Source organism: Rhizobium quercicola, from assembly GCF_021168455.1.
Lineage (GTDB): Bacteria > Pseudomonadota > Alphaproteobacteria > Rhizobiales > Rhizobiaceae > Ferranicluibacter > Ferranicluibacter quercicola.
The window spans coordinates 49,440-64,667 of the sequence record NZ_JAJOZR010000016.1 but is presented as its reverse complement, the minus strand read 5'-3'; the positions used below and the strand labels follow the sequence as shown (position 1 = coordinate 64,667).

The 15,228-nt window shown below is 61.5% G+C and carries 13 protein-coding genes; all 13 read right to left on the bottom strand.

Annotation, left to right across the window (positions count from 1 at the left end):
- Positions 1 to 381: 381 nt before the first annotated feature.
- The 13 genes from LRX75_RS20785 to LRX75_RS20725 all read right to left on the bottom strand — a co-directional run bounded on the left by LRX75_RS20785 (position 382) and on the right by LRX75_RS20725 (position 15,043).
- Positions 382 to 1,257 (bottom strand): MurR/RpiR family transcriptional regulator, encoded by an 876-nt coding sequence (locus tag LRX75_RS20785; protein ID WP_231816557.1) that lies wholly within the window; start codon positions 1,255 to 1,257, stop codon positions 382 to 384.
- 2 nt (positions 1,258 to 1,259) lie between these two features.
- Positions 1,260 to 1,592, bottom strand: a complete 333-nt coding sequence (locus LRX75_RS20780) for a tautomerase family protein (protein WP_269456288.1) — start codon at positions 1,590 to 1,592, stop codon at positions 1,260 to 1,262.
- 107 nt (positions 1,593 to 1,699) lie between these two features.
- Complete coding sequence (gene iolB / locus LRX75_RS20775; protein WP_231816555.1) at positions 1,700 to 2,512, bottom strand: 5-deoxy-glucuronate isomerase; 813 nt, start codon at positions 2,510 to 2,512, stop codon at positions 1,700 to 1,702.
- A 14-nt stretch (positions 2,513 to 2,526) separates the two neighbouring features.
- The gene (gene iolE / locus LRX75_RS20770) at positions 2,527 to 3,444 is read right to left on the bottom strand and encodes a myo-inosose-2 dehydratase (protein WP_231816554.1); all 918 of its coding nucleotides are present in this window, start codon (positions 3,442 to 3,444) and stop codon (positions 2,527 to 2,529) included.
- Positions 3,445 to 3,471: 27 nt separating this feature from the next.
- Entirely contained in the window at positions 3,472 to 5,307 is a 1,836-nt protein-coding gene (gene iolD, locus LRX75_RS20765) for a 3D-(3,5/4)-trihydroxycyclohexane-1,2-dione acylhydrolase (decyclizing) (RefSeq protein ID WP_231816553.1), read from the bottom strand.
- A 1-nt stretch (position 5,308) separates the two neighbouring features.
- Entirely contained in the window at positions 5,309 to 7,246 is a 1,938-nt protein-coding gene (locus LRX75_RS20760; RefSeq protein ID WP_231816552.1) for a bifunctional 5-dehydro-2-deoxygluconokinase/5-dehydro-2-deoxyphosphogluconate aldolase, read from the bottom strand.
- 77 nt (positions 7,247 to 7,323) lie between these two features.
- Positions 7,324 to 8,109 carry a TIM barrel protein gene (locus LRX75_RS20755; protein ID WP_231816551.1) on the bottom strand — a complete coding sequence of 262 codons (786 nt, stop codon included), beginning with the start codon at positions 8,107 to 8,109 and terminating at the stop codon, positions 7,324 to 7,326.
- An 8-nt stretch (positions 8,110 to 8,117) separates the two neighbouring features.
- Complete coding sequence (locus tag LRX75_RS20750; protein WP_110802785.1) at positions 8,118 to 9,128, bottom strand: Gfo/Idh/MocA family protein; 1,011 nt, start codon at positions 9,126 to 9,128, stop codon at positions 8,118 to 8,120.
- A gap of 1 nt (position 9,129) precedes the next feature.
- Positions 9,130 to 10,032 carry a sugar phosphate isomerase/epimerase family protein gene (locus LRX75_RS20745; protein ID WP_231816550.1) on the bottom strand — a complete coding sequence of 301 codons (903 nt, stop codon included), beginning with the start codon at positions 10,030 to 10,032 and terminating at the stop codon, positions 9,130 to 9,132.
- Between the two features lie 140 nt (positions 10,033 to 10,172).
- A complete protein-coding gene (locus tag LRX75_RS20740; protein ID WP_231816549.1) occupies positions 10,173 to 11,192 on the bottom strand; it encodes an ABC transporter permease in 1,020 nt (339 codons plus the stop codon).
- A gap of 28 nt (positions 11,193 to 11,220) precedes the next feature.
- Positions 11,221 to 12,759: a sugar ABC transporter ATP-binding protein gene (locus LRX75_RS20735; RefSeq protein ID WP_231816548.1), complete on the bottom strand. Its 1,539-nt coding sequence runs from the start codon at positions 12,757 to 12,759 to the stop codon at positions 11,221 to 11,223.
- 66 nt (positions 12,760 to 12,825) lie between these two features.
- Positions 12,826 to 13,767, bottom strand: a complete 942-nt coding sequence (locus tag LRX75_RS20730; protein WP_231816547.1) for a sugar ABC transporter substrate-binding protein — start codon at positions 13,765 to 13,767, stop codon at positions 12,826 to 12,828.
- Between the two features lie 247 nt (positions 13,768 to 14,014).
- Positions 14,015 to 15,043: a LacI family DNA-binding transcriptional regulator gene (locus tag LRX75_RS20725; protein WP_231816546.1), complete on the bottom strand. Its 1,029-nt coding sequence runs from the start codon at positions 15,041 to 15,043 to the stop codon at positions 14,015 to 14,017.
- Positions 15,044 to 15,228 lie beyond the last annotated feature (185 nt).

Genomic DNA, 15,228 nt, shown 5'->3' with positions numbered 1-15,228 from the left:
TCGGCTCTTACGAAAAACTAAATAAGATCCGTTATTTTTAATTTAACAAACCTATCTTTTGTAAATTTATACATCGGACATCGTAATTATATTCGATAACAATACAATAAAGAATTTTTCTTCGAAATAGGTCTTTGCCAGTAGGTTCGTTGTCTGCCCAATGGTCACAAGCTCTCGTTGGGACAGATGCTGTAAGGGTTTTTAAAATGCGTATTGCCAGCCTCTCCGAGCAAATTGTTTGGCAAGGATTCCAATTGTTGTTTGAACTTCGATGGCCAAGTTGCGGCAGGGAGGGGGTCGACAAGACGCTGCTGCAGCTACAGACGGCGGTTTCGAGTCAGTTCGTCGCAAATTTCCGACTTGAAGAGCCTATAGCTCTCGTCAAAGCGGCCCACCCTGCCGTTGGTAATTTATGGCGCGCACCAGTACTTCGCAGAGTGCGATCCCGGCGGCGATGCGAAACAGACCCGCCTCACCCGGTTCAATCACCCGAAATCTGACCTCGGCAACGTCTGCAAGCGGAGATACCTCCGACTCGGTCATCACGATCAGCGGCAGGCCGAGATCTGTGAATCGTCGCACGTCACTCATAATCTCTACAGACGAACTAAGATCGATAGCGACTACGGCGTCTCCAACCGCAGCGAATTGGAGCACACCACAATCTCGTCCGCGTTCTACAAGTACCGCGCGGATGTCGAAGCTCGACAAACAGTTTCGCAAGAACGAGGCGATCGGCAGCATTCCGGGTCCGGCGAGAACGAAAATGCAGTTTGCCCCCGCCAATATCCGTGTTGCCGTCACGATATCTGGCATGGTGATATCGTCGATCATGTTGTCTAGCGAGAGATGAGTTGCAGCAACTGCGTCATTTAGGAGACGCTTGCCTGTAACAGCCCCCTCGAATTCAGCAGCAACAGGCGATGTGTCGAGACGCGACATGAGTTTCCCCCTAACAGCCTGTTGCACCACTTCCTGCAGGGGACCAAATCCATCATAGCCAAAAAGCTGCGCAAACCTAACCAAGGTGGAAGGAGCTACCTGTGCTGCCATTGCCACCGTGGCGACCGATCCAAAGGCTACGTCAACCGGGTAATCCAAGATCTGGCGTGCGACACGTGCAAGGCGCTTTGGGAGCGTCGGGTGCTTCGCAGCGACCACCCGACGAAGCTCGTTGAAATCTCCCGGTGGAAACGCTGCAGCAGTGTCCTCGTGCGCCACCTCACCAGGCAAAGGCCCATAGGCGTCCTCGGCCAAAATCAAAGGTCTCCCGTCACGAACTGAGCTACACCTTGGCCAAACGACCAGTCTTCATCACGGTTCTCCGAAAAGGAAACCATAAGGTCGGAAGTCGAGATGCCGCAGTTCGCCCACAAGGCTCGCGACAAGCCGTCGTAAAAAGCGAGCTTTTCGCGACGCGGCCTCGGCCGGGACACGACTTCAAGCAGTAGAAAACGCTCAGTTCGGTTATAGCCCAATCCGGTATCCAGTGCGATGAAGTGGGAGTCTTCGTGCTCGAACACGATTTGGTAGCGATCGCGTGACGGAACTTCGAAGGAATCGAGCATTACAGTGTGGATTGTGTCGAGCAAGGTGGAGACCTCTTCTCGTCCACGCCCTTTGCGAATATGAAGTTTTAGAAGGGGCACGTAGCGTCCTTTCAATCATTAGGGGGAGCTTCGAATTTTGCCGGCGCGATCTACTTCACGGCGTCGCGATCGATGATCCACTGGACAGCCGGGTCAGGCACGAAACGCCAGTTCCGCAACGGACCTGCCATGACGTTGAGATAGTACATGTCGAAGCCATAGGGCGCGCCGCAGGGGTGATGGCCGCGCGGCACGAGGACGACATCGTGCGACGTCACCGCCATCGTCTCGTCGAGCGTGCCATCCTCTGTGTAGACCCGCTGGACGCCGAACCCCGTGTCAGGGTTCAGCCTGTGGTAATAGGTCTCCTCCAGATAGGTAATCTGCGGAAAATCGTCCTCGTCGTGCCGATGACTTGGATAGGACGACCAGTTGCCGGCGGGCGTGAAGACTTCGGTGACCAGCAGGCTGTCGCAGTCGTCGTCCGCCTCCATCGCGATATTGTTGATGAAGCGCTGGTTTGCGCCGACCCCGCGCGGGGTGAGCGTGATCCGGTCCGGCCCGATGCGGTGGGCCTTGTGGCCGCCCTTTCCCGGAGCCAGGCAGACGGCGATGGTGCAGTCCGTGGTCGCCTGCGCCTGCCATGTCTCATTATTCGGCACATAGAGGCAGTGCGGCGGCGTGCGCTCGAAGACGTTCATGCGATCGCCGAGTTCGCCCCAATCCGTGCCCGCCGCCTGAAACAGCGCCTTGCCCTCGACCATCACCAGAATGGCCTCCATCGCACCGGTCGCCTCGCCGATCGTGTCGCCCGCGCGCAGGCGGTAGAGGCTGAAGCCGACATAGCGCCAGCCGGCCGACTGCGGCGTGATCTCGTGGACCTTGCCGTGCCCGCCAAAGGGCCGGCGTCGAAGCATGCTCATCGCTCTTGCCTTCCTTATTCGGCTGCCGTTGCGGCGGATGTGTCGAGCCCGGCGTTGCGAGACATCGCCTTTAGAGCCGTCAGGCCCATGTTCTGGTAGAGGAACGGCTCCCGAACGGCACTGTCCTGCTCGGCTTCGATGACGAGCCAACCCGCATAGCCGTGCTCAGCTGCGATCTTCAGGACAGGCTCGAAGGCGACGCAGCCTTCCGGATCACCCGGCACGGTGAAGACGCCGAAGCGCACGCCATCGAGAAACGACAGGTTTTCGGAACGAACGCGCGCCATGATCTCGGGCCGGATGTTCTTGGCGTGAATGTGCGTAACGCGGTCCATGTATTTCCGAGCGACCTCCTGCGGATCGGCACCGCCGAAGGTGCAGTGGCCCGTGTCGAGAAGAAGCCGCGTATGAGGACCAGCCATGCTCATGAAGCGATCGATATCGGCAGCGCTCTCGATGATCGTGCCCATGTGATGGTGGTAGCCCATCTTGACGCCCTGATCGGCGGCATGCCGGGAGAGCGCCTCATACCCTTGCGAAAACCGTGTCCATTCGGCATCGGTCATGATGGGTCGGTCGTTGACCGGCGTGCCCTCGCTGCCATGCACGGTGTTGGAGCACTCGCAGGCATTGATATGGTCGCCGCCGGCGGCCTTGGTCATGTCGATGAAGGTCTGCAGCGCCGCCTTCTCGGTCTCCACGTCGTTGACGAGGAGATTGGTGGAGTGCCACCCGCCGACGAAGCGCAGGCCGAACGCACCGAGCGCGTCCTTCAATGCACTGCCCTCGTTCGGCATCTTGTGGCCCTTCTCGATGCCATCGAAGCCGATCTTGCGGCAGTCCGACAGGCAGTCCTCGAGGGTCAGATGCGCGCCGATCGTCTGATCGTCGTCATTCGACCAGGCAATGGGGTTGGTTCCGTAGAGTATCATGGTCGTTCCTTCCGGCCTGTCGAAATGTCAGTTGATGCGTTGTCGGGCGGTGTTGGCCTCGTAGTGGGCGCGGGCCTGCCTGAGCTTGTCCGTATCGCCGACCGCGGGAACGGCGACATCCCACCAGGCGCCGCCGATACCCGGACCGGTTTCCGCTTCCGTATCGATGACGATCACGGTGGGGATCTGGCGATCCCGCGCCAGAACGATCTCGCTTTCAAGGGCAGCGATTCCATCGACCTTGACCGCATGTGCGCCCATCGAGCCGGCATGCGCCACGAAGTCGATCTCGGGCTGCACCTCGATGTTGCTGTCCTTGTACATATTGTTGAACTCGGCACCGCCGCACTCCTGCTGGAGCCGGTTGATGCAGCCGTAACCGCGATTGTCGGTGAGAACGATCGTGAAGGGGACGCGCATCATGACGGCGGTGGCCAGTTCGGAATTCGCCATCATGTAGGAGCCGTCGCCGACGAAGCAGACGACCTCCTTTTCCGGCGCTGCCAGCTTGATGCCGAACGCGCCCGCTACCTCGTAGCCCATGCAGGAAAAGCCGTACTCCATATGGTAGCCGCCCGCTGCGGACCGCCACAGGATCTGCAAGGCGCCCGGCATGGTGCCGGCCGCGCACATGGCAACCGTCTGTGGCCCGGCAGCCCGCTGCACCGCCCCGATGACCTGGGCATCCGAGGGCAAGACATTCACGCTCTCAGGCTCCGGTGCCGCCGTCACCTGGTCCGTCGCCTTAAACCAGGCGTCACGCGCTGCGAAATCCGGATCGGCAAAGCGGTGCTTGCCGAGACCCTTCGAAATCCGCTCCAGCGCCACTTTCGCGTCGGAGACCAGCGGGATCGCGCCATGCTTGGCCGCATCGTAGCCGGTGAGGTTGATGGAGACGAGCTTGCGGTCCGCCTTGCCGAAGATGGCCCAGCTTCCCGTCGTGAAATCCTGAAAGCGCGTTCCGACACCCAGAATGAGGTCGGCCTTCGCCGCGATCGCGTTGCCGCAGTCCGTGCCTGTTACCCCCGGCGAACCGAAGTTGAGCTTCTCCTGCCAGTCGATCGCCCCCTTGCCCGCCTGCGTCTCAACGACAGGGATGTTGTGCTTTCGGGCAAAGGCCAGAAGGTCTGCGTCGGCACTCGAATAGAGCACGCCGCCACCAGCGACGATCACCGGGGTGTCAGCTCCCTTCAGCGCCGCCACGACCTCCTCGACCTCCCGCAGGTCGGGCTCCGGGCGCCGGATGCGCCATGTCTTCGTGTCGAAGAAGGACAGAGGATAGTCGTAGGCCTCCGCCTGAACATCCTGGCAGAAGGCCAGCGTGACGGGACCGCAGGTGGCGGGGTCCGTCATCACCTGAAGGGCGCGCGGCAGCGCGGTCAGAAGATGCTCGGGCCGGGTGATCCGGTCGAAATAGCGGCTGACCGGACGGAAGCAGTCGGTGACGCTTATCGTGCCGTCGTCGAAATCCTCGATCTGCTGGAGAACCGGATCCGGCCGGCGATTGGCAAAGACGTCTCCGGGAATGAAGAGGACCGGCAAACGGTTTACATGGGCCAAGGCTGCGGCCGTGACGAGATTGGTCGAGCCGGGACCGATGGACGACGTCACCGCCATGGCTTTCCCGCGGCGCTTCGTCTTGGCATAGGCGATGGCCGCATGCGCCATCGTCTGCTCGTTCTGTCCGCGCCATGTCGGCAGCTTCGCGCCGATGCCATGCAGGGCCTCGCCGATACCCGCGACGTTGCCATGGCCGAAGATCGCCCAGACGCCTTCGATAAAGCGGTCACCGTCCTCGGTCATCTGCACGGAAAGCCAGCGGAACATGGCTTGTGCGGCGGTCAGGCGAATGGTGTCGGTCATGTCAAAGTCCTCCCTGCGACGGAACCGTCGCTTCGTTGTCCTGCGCCACCGCCCGCGCCGTCTCCCAGAAGACGCAGAGGCGGCGGTAGCGGGCCTGCATATCCTGCACGGCGTCCGCATCCGTGATCTCGCCGGCAAGCCAGGCTCGGGCCGCCTGGGCGAAGATCGTTCGCCCCACCGCAAAGCCCTTGACCAGCGGGAAGCTGGCGGCGACCTTGAAGCTGGCCGCAAGTTCGTCCTCCGGCGCATCGAGGCCGAGGACGACGATGCCGCGTGTGTTCGGATCGTTATCGGTGATGGCGGTGCAGGCCTTTTCCCAGGCAACGCGGCTCGCCATCGGCTCGAGCTTCCACCAGTCGGGATAGATGCCGATCTCGTAGAAGCGGCGGATCAGCGTGGCGTTCGTGTCGTCATCGACCGGGCCGACCTTCGACGGAATGATCTCCAGCAGAAACTCCAGCCGGCTGCGCCGCGCGGCGGCAAAAAGTCGGCGGACCGTTTCTTCCTGCCCATCTCTGAGATCGGGGGCATCGTCCGGATGGCAGAAGCACAGCACCTTGACGACATTGTCGAGCGGCCACTCATCCAGGCCGCCGAAGTCGGGGCCGAGTTCCGGCTCGAGCGTCAGCGGACGCGATCCCGGCCATTCCACCGGGCGGCCGATCCAGAGGCCGGTGCCGGATGCCGCATGCAGAGCGCGCTTGCCGAGGCGGTTATCGCAGAGAATGCCGTATCCCGAACGACCGTCCTGCACGTCGAGCGCCGCCTCAAGGCAGAGCGCCTTGAAGTGGCCGATCTTGTCGGGCGTGGCCCCCGGCATGGCTTCCAACTGCATACGGTGATCGAAGGCGAAGACACGCATCGTCGACCAGTCCGCGTGGCGGTTGGTCGCCCAGTGTATCTGCTCAAGTTCTTGATCCTGACGCAGAGCCTTGGTCTTCACGCCTCGCTCGAGGAAGAATGTGAGTTCCTCCAGCGAGGGATAGGCCGGCGTGCAGCCGTGGCGGCTCACGGCAAAGGCACCGCAGGCATTGGCATATTGAAGGGCACGCGGCCATGCGGCATCTTCAAGCCAGCCCTTGATGAGGCCGGACATGAACCCGTCGCCGGCGCCCAGCACGTTAAAGACGTCGATGGGATAGCCGGGGAAAATCTCTCCGTCGTCGAGATCACCGGGAATATCGCCCGTGAAGGCGACGGCCCCTGCCGCACCACGTTTGCAGACGAGCGTCGCGCGCGAGACGGCGCGCACCGCACGCAACGCCGCGATGGTGTCCGTGGAGCCGCCCGCGATGTGGAATTCCTCTTCCGTCCCCACGATGAGGTCGAAGAGATGCAGTGTCGATTGCAGCTTGGATGTGACGGCCGAACTTTCGACGAACCGGCTTTCGCCGTCGCCATGGCCGGCAAGGCCCCAGAGGTTGGGACGGTAATCGATATCGAGCGCGGTTCGGCCCCCGTGCTTGCGGGCAAGCTCCAGCGCCTTCAGAACGGCCTTTTCCGTATCGGGGTGGCTCAGATGCGTGCCGGTGGCAACGACCGAACGCGCGCGGGCGATCAGGGCTTCGTCAATGTCATCTTCGCAAAGGGCCATGTCGGCGCAGTTCTCGCGATAGAAGATCAGCGGGAATGTTTCCTCGTCACGGATCCCGAGAAGCACCAGCGCCGTCAGCCGCTTCGGATCGGTCTTCACGCCCGTGACATCGACACCTTCGCGCGCGAGTTCCTCGCGGATGAAGCGCCCCATATGCTCGTCGCCGACCCGCGTGATCAGGGCGGACCGGAGGCCGAGCCGGGCCGTTCCCGCAGCCATATTGGTCGGCGAGCCGCCGATATATTTGCGGAAGGACCCCATATCCTCCAGACGTCCCCCGATCTGTGCGCCATAGAGATCGACGGATGATCGACCGATCGTGATGACATCCAGTGACTTGTTCATTTCATCCTCCGGCATGAGCCGTGGTTCCAAGGTTGGACCATGCCTGCGCGGAAACGCAGACACGGGATTTCCAGGCATCAGAGCTGTGCCGACACGTAGGTGATGCTGTCGCGGACGGCCGTTTCCGGATCATCAAGCGCGTGGACCTCTTCGGCGAAGGGCTCAAAGCTGAAGACCCCATCGAAACCGGCGGCGATCAGCGCCTTGATCTGGGCCACGTTCTCCAGACGGTCTGCGCCATCCACCAGCACGCGGTGCGCGTCGAGCATGTCGTCCACGGCAACCGCCGGATCGACCACACCCGAAATATGGACGAGGCCCGTGCGGCTCGGGAAAAACTCGGTTTCGCCGGCAAGGTGATGATGGAAGGTGTCGTGCACCAGTCTGTAGACATCGCCGCCACCGGCGGCGTCGATGGCGCTGAGGGCTTCCGCCTTCGTTCTCAGGGAGGAGATCGGGAACCCCAGAGGCTCGACGAGGCCTGTCAGACCGCGCTCTTGAAGGATTGGCTTCATGGCGGTCAGCGCCGCCACGAGATCATCGAACGAAACCTTTGTCCCGTCGTTCAGCGGGCACATGACCAGCGCCTTTGCACCGCTTGCCGCCGCGTAGTCGGCAAGGGCTAGAGCCTTAGCCGGCAGGTCCCCCGACCAGACGTTGAACGGGTAGAGCGCGTTGATCGAAACGATCTCGACGCCGGCCTTTTCCGCCGCCGCCTTGACGTCGGCGGGATCCATCGTGTTGACGACATCCGGAATGTCGTTGCGGATCTCGACCTCTGTCAGCCCGAGACGGCGGGCTGCGGAAAAGAAGTCCTCGAGAGACAGGTTCGGGGCCGTGATGTGGTTGATGGCAAAGCGCATGGGAGACCTCAGTTGTAAAGCGCCGGACGAGCGGGAAGGTTGATGGCGACGGCGGCCCCTTCGGCATCCTGCGCACTGACGCAGGCATCCGACGTGATCGCGGCGACATAGCCGTCCCAGGAACTCGGGCCGGAGGCCGTGCCCCTGGCGGCTGCATGGATGAAGTCCTGCAGCTCGACGTCGTAGCTGGCGATGAAGCGGTCCTTCCAGTCGGTCAGGATCTCGCTTTGCTGGCGCGCACCGAGCCGCATGGGGATCGCCATGGGATCGGGCAGGTTCGCGATCCCGTCCTCGCCGACGACCTGGCACTGGATGTCGTAGCCGTAGTGGCAGTTCACGAAAATCTCGACGTCGATGATCGTGCCCTTGGCGGTTTCGAGAATGACGATCTGGGGATCGCGCAGCTTGGCATGGCTGCGGGCGGACGCCCGCGGAAAGAGAACGCGGGCGGAGACGTAGTCGTCGTCGAGCAGCCAGCGCAGCACGTCGATCTCGTGGATCATCGTGTCGTGAATCGCCATCGGGGTGACGTATTGCTCGGGCACGGCGGGGTTGCGGTGGGCGGCATGCACCATGATCGGCGCGCCGATCTGGCTGTCGACCACCTTCTTCAAAGCGACGTAGCCCGCATCGTAGCGGCGCATGAAACCGACCTGCACGAGGCGTTTTCCATGGGCAACCTCCGCATCGACGATGCGCTTGCCGCCGTCCGCCGTGGTGGCCAGCGGCTTCTCGCAGAAGCACGGCTTGCCGGCAGCGATCGCTGCGAGAACATATTGCTCGTGTGTCGCGCCCCAGGAGGTCACGAGAACGGCATCGACATCCGGCGACGCGATCAGCGCCTCGCCCGTCTCGAAGATGGCGGCATCCGGTGCGACGTCTGCCTTGACCGCTTCGGCCGAGGCCCGGTTGACGTCGCTCAGAGCGACGATCTTCGCGCCGCCGAGGACGTGGTTGATGCGGCGCGCATGATCGCGCCCGATGGCGCCCGTGCCGATAACACCGATTCTCACAGTCATTTCAGACCTCATTCCAGTATTTGGCGACATAGCGCCGGGTTTCGTTGAGCATGAAGCGCGCGCTTTCGTCGACGCGGTCTTCCCAGGCGAACACGCAGTTCGAGAGGACACCGTCGAATTTCATGTCTGCGAGCGTCGCGAAGAACGTATCGAAATCGATCTCGCCCTGGCCGAAGTCGGTGTGCTGATGGACGCGCACCTTGGAACCGGGAGGGTTGACGATGTAGCGGAGTTCCGACGACTTGTTGTGGTCGTAGGTGTCGGCCAGCCGGACATGCACCAGATGCCCCTCCGTGGCGCGCAGATTGGCGACCATGTCGGGACCGTAGAAGAACGTGTGCGGCGCGATGAACGACGCTTTGACGGACGGCGAGTTGATCGTCTTGATGATGTCGACGGCCGGCGCGATCTGTTCGATCCAGTCTTCCGGGTGCGCTTCCAGCGACAGGACGAGGCCCTCCTTCTCGAGGAGCGGCACGAGAATATCCATCGCGCGGAAGAACTGGGCCTCGCAGGTTTCGGGACGATGGAGGCCGGAACGATCGTTCAGGCTGCGCTCCGGCGATCCGCCACGGCCGAACTCCGAGACGAGCATCGGGCCATCCATCTCGACCGCGATCTCGATGACGCGCTTCCAGTTGTCGATCGCGTTGTCCCATTCATCCGGATAGGGGCTCGCCCAGCGATACATCGGCTGGAGGGTGGCGAGGCCGACACTATGATCCTTGAGCGCCTTCTTGAAGCTGGCAACGCGCTCCGGATAGACCTTGGGCCGCGTCCACCAGGAGAGAAAATCCGGACGCGGGGACAGTTCGACGTAATCGTAGCCGAGATCGGCCACCTTGCGGCAGGTGTCCTCCAGCGACAGGTGCCGGAACATGTGGGGGTCGAGTGTGTGTTTCATGAGGGAATGTCTCCTTCTTGCTGGTCTTCCCCGCGCATGCGTCAAGCCTCTCGGACCTCGTGTCGATCGCTGCATCGACGACGCCGTTCTGCGGATGGAATGGGAGTTCAAGGCCGAATACTAAGCTGGCATTCGAACGGTCAGGCCTTCTTCACACGCTTTCGCTGGCGATAGACGTCGGCCACGACGGCGGCGACGATGATGATGCCCTTGAGCATTTCCTGGTAATAGGCATCGAGCCGGAGGAAGGTGAACCCGGAGATGATGACCCCGAAGATGACCATGCCAATCATGGTGCCGAGGATGGAGCCGCGTCCGCCCGAAAGGGACACGCCGCCGATGACGGCCATGGCGATGGCGTCGAGCTCATAGCTCGTACCCATGCCGGCCTGGGCGGTCAGGCCGCGGGAGGCAACGACGATGCCGGCCAGAGCCGAGAGAAGGCCTGCCACTGCATAGACCTTGACCGTATGACGCTCGACATCGATGCCGGAGACGCGGGCCGCCTGCTTGTTTGCGCCAATCGCATAGGTGAACTTGCCGTAACGGGTGTAGCGCAGGACCACATGCATGATGGCGGCGACGATGAGGAAGATCAGGACGGGCGCAAGCCCCTTGCCGATCGCGGCGAAGCTGTCTGTGGGAAAGCTGATCGGTTGACCTTTGGTGTACCACTTCGCAAAGCCCCGTGCGGTGACCATCATACCGAGCGTCGCGATGAACGGCGGAATGCGCGAGTAAGCGATGAGGAGCCCGTTGATCGCCCCGCAGACGACGCCGACGAAGAGCCCGGCGACGACGGGCACGATGACCGGAAGATCCGTCAGGCCGGGATAGAGCGCACGCTCAAAGGTGCCGACCTGGGCCAGGCTCATGGCGATCATCGCCGTTGCCCCGACGATCGATCCGGAGCTGAGGTCGATGCCGTCGGAGATGATGACCTGCGTGACGCCGATCGCGATGATCCCGATGACCGAGACCTGCAGGATCATGATGGAGAGCCGCTGCGTGTTGCCGAGGAAGCTCTGCCCCTGCAGGATCCAGCCCAGAATTTCGAACGTCAGCGAGATGCCGACGAGCACCAGAAGGATCGTCAGTTCCGGCGGAACGCGCCGTCGCGTCTGCTGCAGCTGGGGAACGGGTTGCGTGATGGTGTTCATGTTCGCTGTCTCCTCCCGCGGTGCACGACTAGCGCGCAGCGAGGTCCATGATCTTGACTTGAGTGGCGTCGGCGCGGTCGAGGACGCCGGACACGCGACCTTCATGCATGACGACGATGCGGTCGCTCATCCCCAGCACCTCCGGCAGTTCCGACGAAATCATCAGCACCGCGACCCCCTCCGCCGCGAGACCGGTGATGAGCCGATGGATTTCCGACTTGGCCCCGACGTCTATGCCGCGCGTCGGTTCGTCGAGGATGAGAATGCGCGGCTTGGTCAGGAGCCAGCGGGCGATCAGCAGCTTCTGCTGGTTGCCGCCCGAGAGGTTCTCGACAGTCTCGTAGAGGTTCGGTGTTTTCACCCTCAACTCGTGGGCCATGTCCTCGGCAAGCTTGGTCACGGTGGACTGGTCAACGAAACCGCCCTTGACGTGCGACCGTGTGATGAGCGCCGACTGTATGTTTTCCAGGCAATTGAGGCTCAGGAAGCAGCCCGTCTCCTTACGATCCTCGGTGAGGAAGGCAAAGCCCTGCGCCATGGCAGCGCTCGGGCTCCCGATGGTCACCGCCGTGCCGTTGACCAGGATCTCGCCAGATGTGGCAGGCGTGACCCCGAAGATCGCTTCGGCGACGTTCGACCGTTTCGACCCGACAAGCCCTGCAAGCCCCAGGATCTCCCCGCGCCGGAGCGAGAACGAGATGTCGTGGAAAACGCCGGGAATGGTGAGCTTGCGAACCTCGAGGATGACCTCGCCGATCGGGCATTCGATCTTCGGAAACATGTCGGTGATGTCGCGCCCGACCATCATGCGGATGATGTCGTCGCGGTTGACGTCCGTCGACAGATGGGAGCCGACATATTTGCCGTCGCGAAACACCGTGAACTCATCGGCGATCTCGAAAAGCTCGTTCATCTTGTGGGTGATGTAGACGATGCCGATCCCGCGTTCGCGCAGGTCGCGGATGATCGAGAACAGGCCTTCGACCTCGCGATCGGTCAGGGCGGATGTCGGCTCGTCCATGATGAGGATGGAGCTATCGTAGCTCACGGCGCGGGCGATCTCGACCATCTGCTTCTGAGCGACCGTCAGCTCCGACACCTGCGCGCGCGGATCGAGCTTGATGCGGAGGCGGGAGAAAAGATCGGCGGTCATCTCGGCCATCCGGCCGTGATCGATGAGACCGAAGCGGTTTTTCGGCTCGCGCCGGATCCAGATGTTTTCGGCGACCGTCATCCAGTTCATCAGGGCCAGCTCCTGATGGATCATCGCGATGCCCTGTTCGAGCGCATCGAGCGGCGATTTCAGCGTAACGAGCTCACCGCGAAGGCGGATTTCGCCGGCATCCGGCTGATAGATCCCGGCGATGATTTTCATCAATGTCGATTTGCCGGCGCCGTTCTCCCCCATAAGGGCGTGCACGGTGCCGCGGCGAACACGCAGCTTGACGTTGTCGAGCGCGACGACGCCTGGGAACTCCTTGCGGATACCCTCGATAGCGAGAAGTCCGTGGCGTTCCGTCTCTTCGATGACGTGCTTGATCGCTTCGGCCGTGCGGGGACTGACCATGTGCAAACCCTCCATGATGGGGTTGGGGGAGGCGTACGCCGCCTCGCCCCATTGTGGCAAAGAGGGTTAGTTCTTCGCCTGATAGTCCTTGAGGTTTGCAGGCGTCACGAGCTCGAAGGGAACGTAGCCCTTCTTCTCGACCGTCTCGCCGCGTGCGATCTTCAGCGCGGCATCCACGGCACCACGGCCCTGGCCCGCCGCATTCTGGAACACCGAGACATCGAGCTCGCCAGCGGCCATGGATGCCAAGGCATCCTGGGTGGCATCGATGCCGGCGACGATGACATCGTCCATGGTGCGCCCGGACGATTTCAGTGACTGGATCGCACCGATGGCCATCTCGTCATTGTTGGCGATCACGGCATCGAACTGGACGCCGGCCGACAGCCAGTTGGTCATCAGGTCAGCGCCCTGCGTGCGCGACCAGTTGGCGGTCTGCTCCTCGACGATCTTGATGAAGCTGCAATCTGGCGTCGCAAGCACGTCCTTGATGTCCTGCGTGCGCACCCGGGCGGCTTGATTGGACAGTTCGCCCATCATGACCACTGCTTTCGCCTCGGTCTTGCCGGCAGCCTTCAGCATGCGGCAGACTTCTTTCGTCTGCAGCGTACCGGATTCCTTTTCGTCGGAGGCGACGAAGGCCTGCTTTTCGGGAAGGTCGTCCACATTTACCGGCTGGCGGTTGACGTAGATGAGCGGGATGCCGGCGGCGGCCGCCGCCTGCGAGAGCGCGACGGTCGCATCGGTATCGACCGGGTTGACGATGATCGCATCGACGCCGGACGCCACGAAATTCTGCACCTGGCTCAGCTGCTTGCCGACATCGTTCTGCGCGTCCTCGATCTGCAGCGTGACGTCCTTCAGATCCTTCGAGTAGTCCGTCATGCCGTTGCGAAGAACGGTCAGGAAGTTGTCGTCGAAAAGCGCCATCGAGACGCCAATAGTCTCCGCCGAGGCCGTTGTTGCGAGCATCGTCGCGAGCGCTGTTGCCAAGAAATATTTCTTCATCGGGTTCTCCTCCACTTCATCTAGGTTGCCGCTGCTACGCGGCGGTTCATGGGCATGCGTGTCCGATGCCGCTGGCGAACCGGCGGCGGGAAACAAGGATCTTGTTGCGTAAGCGGTGAGCTCCTACCTCGTCACCGCAGGGGGACAATTCCGCAGTCGGCCCGGCGGGTCAACACGTCATGAGAACGTCGAGCCGTCATTCCTGATAGAAACGTTCTCGCGAGGCTGACGTTTTTCTATCATTCCCTCATAGACTTTCAGGAACCCAGAGAAGGGCCGGGAAGAAGCGCTGCCCGGGACTTTCCGCCATGCCGTGCTCGATCGTGTGCACCATTGTCGCAATCAGGTCGGCACAGAGTTCGACCAGCGGCGTCTGAAAAACGCCCGAGATTCGGCGCTCGAGCAGTGCCTGCCGGGATTCCGGCGTGAGTTCGTTGACGAGGCAGGCGATCTTCTCCGAGCGCTTGCTCTCCCTCAGCGCCTCGATGGCACCCTCCATACCACCGCCCATGCAGTAGACGCCGACGAGATCGGGATGGTGCGACAGCGTATCCATCAGGAGTTCATAGGTCAGCCGCCGGGTTTCCAAATTAATATGGGCATCGAGAACTTGAAACTGCGGCGCAAACTCGCGCATGTAAGCGCGAAAACCCATCTCACGGAGCGAATGTCCGTGAAACCGGTGGCCGCCGAGAAACAGGACCACCTTTCCCGGCGAAGGCGACAGTTTGGAGATCATCCAGGCCGCACTTCGGCCGACCTTCATATTGTTGGTCCCGAGATAGGCCTCGCGCACGCCTTGCGCCAGATCGGTCAGGAGGGCGAACGTCGGGATGCCCTTGGCCTTCAGGGTCGAGACGGCAGCCGTCACGTCGTAGTGATCTGGTCCCGTCACAGCGATGGCGCAAACCTTGCCAGCCATGCCGTGCATCAACTCCGACAGTTCGCTTGGCTCGCCCGAAACAGCATAGCTGATCGTCAGGCTGATATGACGATCCTTCACGGCTGCTGCCGCTACGTTCAGTTGTTCGGCAAAAGCCTGATAGAATGGCTGCCGCTCCTTCCGCAGAATAATACCGAACCGATAAGACGGCAAATCGGCCATCATGCGCTGGCGAATAATCTTGGCTCCGTGAAAGCCCAAACGTTCCGCAGCCGCATATACTTTGCGGGCTGTCTCGTCTCTAACAGGCAGCCTTCCGTTCAGAACACGATCAACCGTGGCAACACTCAAGTCAGCGGCCTTCGCGACGTCGGCAATGGTAGGGCGTTTCATGTTCTGTCTCGATCATTCACCTGAATGAAGCATGACAGTTTTTAGCAAACTATCCAATCTTTGTTGACAGTTTCGCTGCCTGGACATCTTCGGTCATGCAACTTCAGCGATCCATGGGGAATTTCCGCCTATCTCGCAATCCGCTCGATTGATTTGTATGGAGAGCACGAACACCGTATTAATCG